The 12,430-nt window shown below is 47.8% G+C and carries 12 protein-coding genes; 8 read left to right on the forward strand and 4 right to left on the reverse strand.

Annotated elements, in window-relative coordinates; all coding sequences use genetic code 11:
- Nucleotides 1–277 precede the first annotated feature (277 nt).
- A complete protein-coding gene (gene uvrA / locus W01_RS10930) occupies nt 278–3,106 on the reverse strand; it encodes an excinuclease ABC subunit UvrA (protein WP_173054621.1) in 2,829 nt (942 codons plus the stop codon).
- A gap of 88 nt (nt 3,107–3,194) precedes the next feature.
- On the opposite strand from uvrA, the gene W01_RS10935 reads away from it, so the two are divergent.
- Nucleotides 3,195–4,553, forward strand: a complete 1,359-nt coding sequence (locus W01_RS10935; protein WP_173055922.1) for an MFS transporter — start codon at nt 3,195–3,197, stop codon at nt 4,551–4,553.
- Nucleotide 4,554: 1 nt separating this feature from the next.
- Nucleotides 4,555–5,013: a single-stranded DNA-binding protein gene (gene ssb, locus W01_RS10940; RefSeq protein ID WP_173054623.1), complete on the forward strand. Its 459-nt coding sequence runs from the start codon at nt 4,555–4,557 to the stop codon at nt 5,011–5,013.
- 431 nt (nt 5,014–5,444) lie between these two features.
- Here ssb and W01_RS10945 read toward each other — a convergent pair whose 3' ends face one another.
- Genes W01_RS10945 through W01_RS10955 form a run of 3 tightly spaced genes read right to left on the reverse strand, consistent with a single transcriptional unit; the run spans nt 5,445 to nt 6,774 of the window.
- Nucleotides 5,445–5,855, reverse strand: a complete 411-nt coding sequence (locus W01_RS10945; protein ID WP_173054625.1) for a DUF3106 domain-containing protein — start codon at nt 5,853–5,855, stop codon at nt 5,445–5,447.
- A gap of 8 nt (nt 5,856–5,863) precedes the next feature.
- Nucleotides 5,864–6,208, reverse strand: a complete 345-nt coding sequence (locus W01_RS10950; RefSeq protein ID WP_173054627.1) for a DUF3619 family protein — start codon at nt 6,206–6,208, stop codon at nt 5,864–5,866.
- On the reverse strand, nt 6,205–6,774 hold the full coding sequence (locus tag W01_RS10955) for an RNA polymerase sigma factor (RefSeq protein ID WP_173055924.1): 570 nt from the start codon (nt 6,772–6,774) through the stop codon (nt 6,205–6,207). The genes W01_RS10950 and W01_RS10955 overlap by 4 nt, the downstream gene beginning before the upstream one ends.
- Before the next feature lie 335 nt (nt 6,775–7,109).
- Here W01_RS10955 and W01_RS10960 point away from each other — a divergent pair, with 335 nt between their 5' ends.
- The 6 genes from W01_RS10960 to acpP all read left to right on the forward strand — a co-directional run bounded on the left by W01_RS10960 (nt 7,110) and on the right by acpP (nt 12,396).
- Nucleotides 7,110–8,816 (forward strand): acetolactate synthase 3 catalytic subunit, encoded by a 1,707-nt coding sequence (locus tag W01_RS10960; RefSeq protein ID WP_173054629.1) that lies wholly within the window; start codon nt 7,110–7,112, stop codon nt 8,814–8,816.
- A complete protein-coding gene (gene ilvN / locus W01_RS10965; RefSeq protein ID WP_173054631.1) occupies nt 8,816–9,307 on the forward strand; it encodes an acetolactate synthase small subunit in 492 nt (163 codons plus the stop codon). Before W01_RS10960 ends, ilvN begins: the two co-directional genes overlap by 1 nt.
- A gap of 34 nt (nt 9,308–9,341) precedes the next feature.
- Nucleotides 9,342–10,358 (forward strand): ketol-acid reductoisomerase, encoded by a 1,017-nt coding sequence (gene ilvC / locus W01_RS10970; protein WP_173054633.1) that lies wholly within the window; start codon nt 9,342–9,344, stop codon nt 10,356–10,358.
- A gap of 127 nt (nt 10,359–10,485) precedes the next feature.
- A complete protein-coding gene (locus W01_RS10975; RefSeq protein WP_173054635.1) occupies nt 10,486–11,136 on the forward strand; it encodes a phosphatidylserine decarboxylase in 651 nt (216 codons plus the stop codon).
- 30 nt (nt 11,137–11,166) lie between these two features.
- Nucleotides 11,167–11,919 (forward strand): CDP-diacylglycerol--serine O-phosphatidyltransferase, encoded by a 753-nt coding sequence (gene pssA / locus W01_RS10980; protein WP_173054642.1) that lies wholly within the window; start codon nt 11,167–11,169, stop codon nt 11,917–11,919.
- A gap of 240 nt (nt 11,920–12,159) precedes the next feature.
- Nucleotides 12,160–12,396, forward strand: coding sequence for an acyl carrier protein (gene acpP, locus W01_RS10985; RefSeq protein WP_173054644.1), 237 nt, complete (start codon nt 12,160–12,162; stop codon nt 12,394–12,396).
- The last annotated feature ends 34 nt before the right edge of the window (nt 12,397–12,430 follow it).

The following is a 12,430-nucleotide window of genomic DNA, read 5'->3' on the forward strand; positions in this document are numbered from 1 at the left end:
AACTTCTAACAGCTGGGTCAGGGTAACATAATATTGGTAAGTATTGCAAAAAAAATTGATACTTTTGCACTGCGATTTAATGGCTTTCTATTCTTCTTGCTTAGAGCCTAAAATTTGATCGCAATATGTTGTCTTTACCTTTGATACGTTGTAGCAATAGATCCCTGGCTAATGCCGGAGATCATGTGGTTTTGTGGATGTAATGTACTGCGGATGGAGTGTGATTTGATGTAATGAGGGATGAATCAGGCGGACGGGTGATGATGGAATTCATCTTCTATTGACTGATTATTTTCAATATTTGTTTCAGGTAAGTGCCAGTAACACTTTGCGGATTGGCGGCAATGTCATTTGGCGAGCCTTGTGCGATGATATCCCCCCCTCCACCTCCACCTTCAGGTCCAAGGTCTATGATCCAGTCGGCGGTCTTTATTACGTCGAGGTTATGTTCGATTACTACCACGGTGTTTCCTTGGTCACGCAGTTTCTGAATAACTTTCAGAAGCAGAGCGATATCATGAAAATGCAAGCCGGTTGTGGGCTCGTCCAAGATGTACAGAGTACGTCCGGTGTCGCGCTTGGAAAGTTCCAGCGACAATTTGATGCGTTGTGCTTCGCCGCCGGATAGCGTAGTCGCGCTTTGCCCCAATGTGATGTAGCCAAGCCCCACGTCGAGCATAGTTTGCAATTTACGTGCGATGATTGGTACCGGTTTGAAAAACTCATGTGCATGTTCCACTGTCATTTGTAAAATCTGGTGGATGTTTTGACCCTTGTATTGTATCTCTAGCGTTTCTCGGTTATAGCGCATGCTATGGCATACGTCGCATGGTACATAGAGGTCAGGTAGGAAATGCATCTCGACTTTGATCACACCATCACCTTGGCAGGATTCGCAACGTCCGCCTTTTACGTTGAACGAGAATCGCCCAGGGCCATAGCCGCGCTCGCGCGATTGTGGCACTCCGGCGAATAGCTCGCGGATGGGGGTGAATAGACCGGTGTAAGTGGCAGGGTTAGATCTTGGGGTGCGTCCGATGGGTGACTGATCCACGTTAATGACCTTGTCGAAAAATTCCAGCCCGTCGATTTTGACAAATGGCGCGGGTTCGGCGTTGCTCCCATACAAGTGTTGTGCGACGGCGTGATACAGCGTGTCGTTGATGAGGGTGGATTTGCCGGAACCGGATACGCCAGTGATACACACCAGCAGGCCAACAGGTAAATTAAGTGTGACATGTTTCAGGTTGTTGCCGCATGCGCCTTGAATTTGTAGCATGCGTTCCGGATCGGGGGAGAGATATTTTTTGGGTACTTCGATGTTGCGCCGACCAGAAAGATAATCACCCGTCAGCGAATGCTGGTTGGCACATACTTCTTGCGGTGTGCCTTGCGCGACGACCATGCCTCCATATTCGCCTGCACCGGGACCCATGTCCACCACGTGATCGGCAGCCTGGATTGCATCCGCGTCATGTTCTACTACGATTACACTGTTGCCCATGTCGCGCAGGCGTTTCAGTGTACCCAGTAAACGATCATTGTCACGCTGATGCAAGCCGATGGACGGTTCGTCTAATACATACATTACACCGGTCAGGCCGGAGCCAATTTGTGAAGCGAGGCGGATGCGCTGTGATTCGCCACCAGACAAGGTCTCTGCCGAACGATCTAATGACAGATATTCCAGGCCGACGTTGTTGAGAAAGGTCAGACGGCTGGTGATTTCGTGAACGATTCTTTCTGCGATGGCCTGTTTGTGGCCTGGTAGCTTTACTTGTTGAAAGAAAGTGAGTGCCTGCTTCAAGGGTAATGCGCTTAGCTCGTATATAGCATGGTCTGCGATGCGCACATTGCGGGCTTCCAGGCGCAGGCGCGTACCTTTGCAATCAGGACAAATGCACGTGTTGAGATGTTTCGCCAGTTCCTCGCGCACGGTAGGAGACGTGGTTTCCTTGTAACGCCGCTCCAGATTATTAATAATGCCTTCGAATGCATGCTCGCGTAGCGTGGGTTTGCCGCGCTCGTTGAGATAACTGAAGGGGATTTCTTCTTTGCCGCTGCCGTACAAAATAATCTGTTGTGTTTTTTCCGACAGGCTTTCGAACGGACGTTCCAGATCGAAATCGTAATACTTGGCCAAGCTGTCCAGCATCTGGTAATAAAACTGGTTGCGTCGATCCCAGCCTTTGATTGCTCCAGAACTTAACGATAAATGCGGGAAAGCCACAATCCGTTTTGGATCGAAGAAACTGATGCTGCCCAACCCATCGCATTTTGGGCAGGCACCCATCGGGTTGTTGAACGAGAACAAGCGCGGCTCCAGTTCTGGCAACGAATAATTGCAGATTGGGCAGGCAAATTTGGCAGAGAATATATGTTTTTTGCCGCTGTCCATTTCCACTGCCAATGCGCGCCCCTCGGCATGGCGTAATGCGGTCTCGAATGATTCCGCCAAGCGCTGCTGATTGTCTGCGCTGGCCTTCAGCCGATCCACCACAATCTCAACAGTGTGCTTCTTATTCTTTGCCAGTGTGGGCAGCTTATCTATCTCATGCACGGTGCCGTTTACGCGTAGCCGCATAAAACCTTGTGCACGCAACTCATTAAACAAATCGACTTGTTCGCCTTTGCGCTCTATGACCAATGGAGAAAGAATCATGATGCGCGTGTCTTGTGGCAGTTGCAGCACATGGTCCACCATCTGCCCTACGCTTTGAGCCTGTAACACTAGGTCATGCTGCGGGCAATAGGGGTCACCCGCGCGCGCAAACAGCAGACGCAGGTAGTCGTGAATTTCCGTCACCGTACCAACGGTGGAACGTGGGTTATGGGACGTGGCTTTTTGCTCAATAGCGATGGCAGGTGACAATCCCTCGATCAAGTCCACATCCGGCTTTGCCATTAGTTGCAAAAACTGGCGCGCGTAAGCGGAAAGCGATTCTACATAGCGTCGTTGTCCCTCGGCATACAAAGTGTCAAAGGCGAGGGAAGACTTGCCGGAACCCGACAGTCCGGTGATGACCACAAGTTGATTGCGCGGCAAATCGAGGCTGATGTTTTTCAGGTTGTGCGTGCGTGCGCCACGTATTTTGATACTGTCCATGCCGGTTACCGTAGGTTGCGCCAAACCTGCTAATATACGCGATTTTTTGCGCTTCCAACACTTCAATATGGGATACACACCTGATTCAATGACACCACTTGAGCGCCGCGCCAGCATGGGCTTAGCCGGTATTTATGGCTTGCGCATGCTGGGGCTGTTCATCATTCTGCCGGTATTTGCGCTGTATGCCGCCGAACGACTGCCCGGCGGCGAAAATCATATCCTGATTGGCATTGCCCTCGGTGCTTACGGCTTAACTCAGGCTGTATTACAAATCCCAGCTGGATGGATGTCCGACCATTACGGGCGCAAACCGGTGATCTATGCTGGACTGCTGCTATTCGCTATCGGCAGTTTCATCGCAGCTTCGGCGGACAACATCTATTGGGTTATCGCCGGTCGTGCGATCCAGGGCGCGGGAGCAATCAATGCTGCCGTGATGGCGCTAACGGCCGACCTGACGCGTGAGGAAGTCCGCACCAAGGCGATGGCGATGATAGGAATCACTATTGGTATTACATTTTCGATATCACTGGTGCTGGCACCAATGTTGTATCGAGTGATAGATGTGCCCGGAATTTTTGCACTGACTGGCGTATTGGCGCTTCTAGCCATGCTGTTTGTGGCTTTTGTAATTCCAAATCCGGCTATCACACGCTTCCATTCTGGTTCGGGGGCGAGTAGCAAACGATTTGGCGATGTGCTGCGTAACAAAGATTTGTTGCGACTCGATTTCGGTATTTTTTCCTTACATGCAATTCTCATGTCGGTATTCATGCAAGTGCCATTCGTGCTGAAAAATAATGGGTTGGAGGTTGCGCAACATTGGCAAGTATATCTGCCGGTTATGTTGCTAGCTCTCATGTTGATGGTGCCGCCCATCATCGTTGCCGAGAAAAAGGCAAAGATGAAGCAGGTGTTTATGGGCGCGATTGCCTTGGCGGCGCTAGGGCAATTATCATTAATGCTGATGCAGAACAGTGTATGGGGTGTGATGCTGTCGCTGTTGCTGTTCTTCACCGCATTTAACGTATTGGAGGCGACATTGCCGTCAATGATCAGCAAGATTGCCCCGCTGGCGGCCAAGGGAACGGCGATGGGCGTATATAGCAGCGTGCAATTTCTCGGCGCATTTTTTGGTGCGATGGCGGGCGGTTTTCTGATGCAATATTATGGCGGCAACGCCGTGTTTGTATTTGCGGTAGGTTTGTTATTGCTGTGGTTGCTAGTTGCCAGCACCATGCAGCCGCCTGCAGCGGTGCGTACAAAAATGTACCCATTGCCTGAAATGGATGGGCGCGCGGGCGCTGTTTTGCAACAACGCTTGGCGCAATTAAATGGGGTGCGCGAAGTAATGGTGGTGCCAGCTGAATGTATGGCTTGTCTAAAAGTAAATATGAGTGGCTTTGACGAAGTCGCGGTAGAAAATTTAGTGAAAGGGGAATGACATGTCGGTGAATAAAGTAATTTTAGTAGGACGGCTGGGCAAAGATCCGGATACGCGTTACATGCCCAATGGCGAGGCAGTGACCAATGCCACATTGGCTACCTCAGAAAACTGGAAGGACAAAAGCGGCGAAAAACAGGAAAAAACAGAATGGCATAACCTGACTTTCTACCGTCGCCTGGCCGAAATTGCCGGAGAATTTCTGAAGAAAGGTTCGATGATTTATGTTGAGGGCAAGCTTGCCACGCGTAAATGGCAGGACAAGGAAGGCAAGGATCGCTATACCACCGATATCATTGTTAATGAAATGCAGATGTTATCCAGTAAGTCTGGCAGCGGGAGTTTTGATATAGTGGATAAACCGGCTGCATCGTCAGCTGGGGCGCCTGCTACCAATAAACAACCGGCACCAGTCAAGAGCGGCGGTTTTGATAACTTCGATGACGACATACCGTTCTGAAACACCTGCACTGTTTTGTAAGGCATGAAAAATAAAGCTCCTATAGATAGGAGCTTTATTACTTTCATCAATGTAAATTAGCTCATAAAAGAAATGTATGAAGTTAAAAAACAGGGGGCTTAAAATTTATGGCTCTAGAACTGCTACGCTAAACAGCTTAAAAATTGCAGCTGCACGTATTAGGGAAGCGCTGATTAACTCGCATTCCAGAGTTAAGAGCATTTAAAAATCAATTAGTTATGCGTGAAATTCCGCGAAATTTTGAATTAATCAGCGTCTCCTTAGTAATCAACAAAGTGAAATAGACAGTTTGAAAGCGAAATTATAGAAGCGTTGGATTTCATGTTTTCTTCATATCCACCTAAATCCGTGTGATTGAGTGGTTGCAGTGTGCACCAGATCCATCATTTAAGAAAGCATGACTATAAATTTTATGGTGTGTTGGTTAATACAGAGTTTGCAGCAGGCATACTTAATTTTTGAGCTTCTTGTTGGCGAACCATTTGTTTGACCTGTTCGCGTTTTTCCAAAGGAATTTTGCTAAATGCTTGGAATTTTTCGCGGGCACGGTTACGCTGTTCGGGCGTTAGTTTGCTCCATTTTTCCAGCCTATTATGCAGGCGTTGTTTCTGTACTGCATCCAGCTGTGGGTAATGTTTTGCCAAATTGATGAGGCGTTGCTGCTGCTGTGTTTGCAGTGTATTCCATTCTTTAGAGAGCGGAGCCAGTGCTTCTCGTTGCACTGGGGTGAGATTATCCCATGTTTGTGCCCCAGCTATTGCTGGTAGAAACAAAAATATGGCGACGCTGAATGTGAACAGGTAATGGCGGATTAAATACATGATTTGTATCAGTCGACGTAAAAGTGTATGGGTAAATCATCAGTCAGAATGGCGATATCTACGTCGGTTGTATCCGATTTTGTAATTTGATTCCAATAAGCTGTAGCACTGAACAAAATAATCGCAACCAGCAAAGTGGTAGCCCACAAGCGCGATTTGTGTTGAGTACCGAAGGCTTGCCATATGGCATGCCCAGCTCGGGCAAATACAGGCTCAACACTACGTGTGGTATAGCGTGCCATAGCTTGTTTCCGTGCATGGTGCAGGCGTGTCAGTGTAGGTCGTTCGAGTTGTGCGACGGAGTGGTTAAGCAACTGCTTGATATTTTCATGGTTCAGTTCCTCTTTTTTCATGACAAGTGAACTCCTTTTTTTCTCAAGATGGCTGCGAGGCTATGGGTAGCACGTGAACAGTGTGTTTTGACACTACCTTCCGAGCAACCCATGATCGCCGCCGTTTCTGTAGTATCCATATCCTCCCAATAACGCAACAGGAAGGCCTCTCGTTGACGTGCTGGGAGAATGATTAATGCTTCTTCAATCAGAGCAATAAGTTGGGATTGTTCAAAAGATGCATCAGGAGCAAGACCTTGGCTGTTGTTGTCTTCGTCCTGAAGGCTATCCAGAGGTTCATATTCAGCCTCCTCGTGCTGTGGAACCAGCGAGGACATCAGCGAAACCCACCTCGAGCGCACTTTTTGCCTTCTACAATGGTCGCGAATAGTGTTCTGCAGGATACGTTGAAATAACATGGGTAACTCATTCACAGGTTTACCGCCATATTTTTCGGCAAGCTTAAGCATAGAGTCCTGTACGATATCTAGCGCCACATGTTCGTTACGTATCGCGAACAATGCTTGTTTGTAGGCGCGGCGTTCGGTTTCAGCGAGAAATCTGGAAAGTTCGTCGTGGCTGGCCAGTTTGAAATGCTCCCCTGATGGATGATAGCTACTGGGCAATATTGGAATTCAATCGTTACCCAAATTCTAATATTCAAGGTGCCAAAAATTACACGGCGCTAAATGTCTTTAAAAATATGTGCAAGTAAGTAGATTTTTAGAGCAGCATTGCGATTGGGATGATTTTTTTAATTTTCATAGATGTCTTAACTAAATTAATGAGTGACTCATGCTAACAAATTTCATCGTAAATCAATAGATAATTGTTAATCTCGTTCTGGCAGGGGGTTGACCAAAATGCGTCTAGCCTTTATCTTGTACGGTTCTTTAATTATTGTTTGCTAAGGTAGTTTGACATGGAACTGACGGGCGCGGAAATAACCATTAGATGTTTGCAGGAAGAGGGTGCTGAATATGTGTTCGGATACCCTGGCGGTGCGGTCTTGCATATTTATGATGCGTTGTTCACCCAAGATCAGGTTAAACATATACTAGTTCGCCACGAGCAGGCTGCAGTGCATGCCGCCGACGGGTATGCACGTTCCACTGATAAAGTGGGGGTCGCATTAGTTACCTCTGGCCCTGGGGTAACCAATGCAGTCACAGGTATCGCCACTGCCTATATGGATTCTATACCTATGGTTATTATCAGTGGTCAAGTGCCCACTTATGCCATCGGCGAAGATGCTTTTCAAGAGGTGGATACTGTTGGCATAACGCGACCTTGCGTGAAGCATAATTTTTTGGTCAAAGATGTTAAGGAAATCGCCAGCACTATTAAGAAGGCATTCTATCTCGCCAAAAGTGGCCGCCCTGGGCCAGTGCTGGTGGATATTCCGAAAGATATATCCTGTCAAAAGGCGGAGTTCAGCTATCCAGCGTCGGTGAGTATCCGCTCCTATCATCCGGCTCAACATAGCGACTTGGAGCAGATTAAAAGTGCTGTGCAGTTGCTGCTGGCAGCCAAACGGCCGATGATTTATGCGGGTGGCGGCGTGATCCTGGCTGATGCGTCTAAGCAATTGACTGAGCTCGTACATTTGTTGGGCTTTCCCTGTACCAACACCTTGATGGGTTTGGGTGGCTATCCGGCGACAGATAAGCAATTTGTTGGAATGTTGGGTATGCATGGTACGTATGAAGCAAACATGGGGATGCAGTATTGTGATGTGCTGCTGGCCGTGGGAGCACGTTTTGATGATCGTGTGGTTGGTAATGTTAAGCACTTTAATCAGGAAAAACGCAAGATCATTCACATCGATATTGATCCTTCCTCAATTTCCAAGCGGGTGAAGGTGGATTTGCCTATCGTTGGCGATGTGGCGCATGTGTTGAACGAGTTGTTGGCGGAATTGCACGGTAGCCAGGAAAAGCCTGATCAGCAGGCAATTGCGCCGTGGTGGGCGCAAATTAAGGAATGGCGCGGCAAGAATAGCTTAGTCTACAAAAATTCGGATGAAATAATTAAGCCGCAGTTTGTGATCGAAAAGCTGTATGAAGTTACCCAGGGTGATGCCTTCATTACGTCCGACGTTGGACAGCATCAGATGTGGGCGGCGCAATATTACAAATTTGATAAGCCGCGTCGCTGGATTAACTCCGGCGGGCTGGGAACCATGGGCTTCGGTTTGCCCGCCGCGATGGGTGTGCAACTTGCTCACCCAGATGCGCATGTAGCGTGCGTTACTGGTGAAGGCAGTATTCAAATGTGTATTCAGGAGCTTTCCACCTGCAAACAATTTCAATTGCCGCTCAAAATTATCATGTTAAATAATCGTTATTTAGGGATGGTGCGCCAGTGGCAGCAGTTTTTCCATGGCAACCGGTATGCTGAATCCTATATGGATGCGCTGCCCGATTTTGTGAAGCTGGCGGAAGCTTATGGTCATGTTGGTATGCGCATTGAGAAGCCATCGGATGTGGAGCCTGCATTGAAAGAAGCGTTTGGGCGTAAGCAGCAATTGGTATTCATGGATTTCATAACAGACCAGACTGAAAACGTATTCCCCATGGTGCAGGGTGGTAAGGGCTTGTCTGAAGTGATTCTGGCGGAGGATTTGTAATGCGGCATATTATTTCCCTGTTGATGGAAAATGAGGCGGGTGCCTTGTCGCGTGTTTCCGGGTTGTTTTCAGCGCGCGGCTACAACATCGAGTCTCTCACTGTGGCGCCCACAGAAGATGCCACTCTGTCCCGCATGACTATAGTAACCAGTGGTTCTGACGAAGTGATCGAGCAGATTTACAAGCAGCTCAACAAGCTCATTGAGGTAGTCGCGGTGATGGACCTGAGCGAAGGCGGACATCTGGAGCGTGAGTTAATGTTGGTGAAAGTGCATGCCGTGGGTGCGGTGCGCGAGGAAATGAAGCGCATGACGGATATTTTCCGTGGATGCATTATCGATGTATCGGATAAAACTTACACTATTGAATTAACCGGCACCGGTCACAAGCTGGAAAGCTTTTTGCAAGCCATAGATCGCAGCTTAATTCTGGAAACCGTGCGTACCGGCGCGTCTGGCATCGGGCGCGGCGACCGCATTTTAAAACTTTAATTTTTAACTTTATGATTATTTTGAAGAGGACAACATGAAAGTTTATTACGACAAAGATGCAGACTTGTCTTTAATTAAGAGTAAGGAAGTTGCTATTATCGGCTACGGCTCACAAGGCCATGCTCATGCCTTGAATCTAAAGGAATCTGGTGTCAATGTGACTGTTGCCCTACGTAAGAGTGGTGCTTCCTGGAAGAAAGCTGAAGCGGCTGGACATAAGGTTATGGAAGTCGCGGCAGCGGTGAAGGGGGCCGATGTGGTCATGATGCTGTTGCCTGATGAGAATATTCCTGATGTTTATAACACTGAAGTTGCGCCAAATATGAAGACGAGTGCTACTTTAGCATTCGCCCATGGCTTCAATATTCATTATAACCAAGTCATTCCACGTGCCGATTTGGATGTAATTATGATAGCGCCAAAAGGCCCCGGTCATACAGTTCGCTCCGAATACTTGAAGGGTGGCGGTGTGCCATCTCTGATTGCTGTATATCAGGATAAATCCGGTAAAGCCAAAAATATCGCACTTTCTTACGCCGCAGCCATTGGTGGCACCAAGGGAGGTGTGATCGAGACTGATTTCCGTGAAGAAACGGAAACAGATCTGTTTGGCGAGCAGGCCGTGTTGTGTGGGGGTGCCGTGGAACTGGTGAAGGCCGGTTTTGAAACTCTGGTGGAAGCGGGCTATGCGCCGGAAATGGCTTATTTCGAGTGCCTGCATGAATTGAAGTTAATTGTCGATTTGATGTACGAGGGCGGCATCGCCAATATGAATTATTCCATTTCAAATAATGCGGAATATGGCGAGTACGTCACCGGTCCTAAGATTATTACTGATGACACCAAGGAGGCTATGCGTAAGTGCTTGAAGGATATCCAAACGGGTAAGTATGCCAAACAGTTTATTCTGGAAGGCCGTACCAACTACCCTGAAATGACCGCGCGTCGCCGCCTTAATGCCAAGCATCCTATCGAAACAGTGGGCGCTCAACTGCGTGCCATGATGCCTTGGATCAGCAAAAATAAGCTTGTTGACCAAAACAAGAACTAGGAATGGACAGAGAAGCTAGGATTGAAAGTTTGAATAGTGGGTGCTGGAGTGCTCTCAATCCTAAGCTGTACGATTCTTGTTCTACAATCTCTGCCTCTAAAAACCCACTCTTTGTTTTCCCCTTCTAATGTCTAATTACCCCCATCCAATCATTGCACGCGAGGGATGGCCATTCTTGGCCATCGCTATATTCATTGCTAGTTTGGTATCATATTTTGGTGGCGGTGCGTGGTCGCTACTGTTTTGGTTGGTGGCGCTGTTTGTGCTGCAGTTTTTTCGCGATCCACCGCGTGAAATTCCACAGGATGCAGATGCAGTGTTATCACCTGCTGATGGTCGTATTGTGGCGGTGGAGCGCACGCAGGATCCATATGTACAGCGCGATGCCATCAAGATCAGTGTGTTTATGAATGTATTTAATGTGCATTCCAATCGCAGCCCGATAGATGGTCTGGTGAAGCGCATCCAATATTTCCCTGGTAAGTTCGTGAATGCTGATCTGGCTAAGGCTTCGCTGGAAAATGAACGAAATGCCATATGGATTAAAAGGGCAGATGGGCAAGACGTAACCAGCGTGCAGGTGGCCGGGCTGATCGCACGCCGTATTCTGTGTTACGTACAAGAAGGCGCTATTCTGGCACGTGGTCAGCGATATGGCTTCATCCGCTTCGGCTCGCGCGTGGACGTGTACTTGCCACTGACGGCTGCCGTAAACGTATCTATTGGTGATAAAGTATACGCAACGACTACAATACTGGCGGTTTTGGCCAAGAACTAAAGCTAATTATGATGAGAAGTTTTCAAAATCATGATTGACCTCGATAACAGAAAGCCGATGAATCTGCGCAGGCGCAGTATCTACCTGCTACCCAACTTATTGACTACGGCGGCATTATTTGCCGGTTTCTACGCTATCGTGCAGGCAATGAATAGCAAGTTTGAATTTGCTGCCGTAGCAATTTTTATTGCTATGGTACTAGATGGTCTGGATGGTCGCGTGGCGCGATTAACCCGCACTCAAAGTGAATTTGGAGCGGAATATGATAGCCTGTCTGACATGGTCTCGTTCGGTGTGGCCCCCTCTTTGCTGATGTATGAATGGGCGTTTAAGGACTTAGGTAAATTGGGTTGGTTCGCAGCCTTTATTTATTGCGCTGGTACGGCGTTACGGCTGGCACGTTTCAACGCTAATATTGAAACGGTAGATAAGCGATTTTTCCAAGGTCTACCCAGCCCTGCAGCTGCTGCGGTGATCGCAGGCTTCGTTTGGGTGATGTTGGACAATCATTTTAGCGGTCAAGAGGCGCGTTGGTATGCTGTAATCCTTACGGTGTTTGCCGGCTTGAGTATGGTGAGCAACGTGCGTTTCTACAGTTTTAAAGATTTCAATATGCGCAAGAGCGTGCCGTTTATCGTGATTATCCTGGTCGCGTTATTTTTTATACTGATTTCCAGCTATCCGCCCGGAGTGCTGTTTCTACTTTTTTTGTGTTACGCCCTATCTGGCTATGTGCTGTGGCTGCTGGGTTTTCGAAAAAAAGCTTCTAATCCAACCACGTAGTGGATGACAAAAGAGAGTGCGCTGGCGGGAATAAGCATGGTTCATCTTTTTTGTTTGGATTAATACGAGGATTTTGAATTTACATCCATCGATTATTCAATTTAAGACTTATTTCTCGGCAGAAATACGATCACTTTTCAGGCACATTTCGTATTGGAATAGGCTGATAGTTGGGAATTTGAGGTAAGTTTGGTAGAATGCCGAGGCTTTTTGAACTTTAACCAGAGTAGGGAGAGTTACATGTCTAATATCGAACAACGCGTTAAAAAAATCGTTGCTGAACAACTCGGTGTAAACGAGACTGAAGTGAAGAATGAGTCCTCGTTCGTTAATGATCTGGGTGCCGATTCATTGGACACGGTTGAGCTGGTGATGGCGCTGGAAGAAGAGTTCGAGTGTGAAATCCCAGACGAAGACGCTGAGAAAATAACTACGGTGCAACAGGCAATCGATTACGTTAACGATCATCCTAAGTAATTCATCCTTTCGCTTTTCCCCTAAAATAACGGAG

The sequence above is a fragment of the Candidatus Nitrotoga sp. AM1P genome, assembly GCF_013168275.1.
Taxonomy (GTDB): domain Bacteria; phylum Pseudomonadota; class Gammaproteobacteria; order Burkholderiales; family Gallionellaceae; genus Nitrotoga.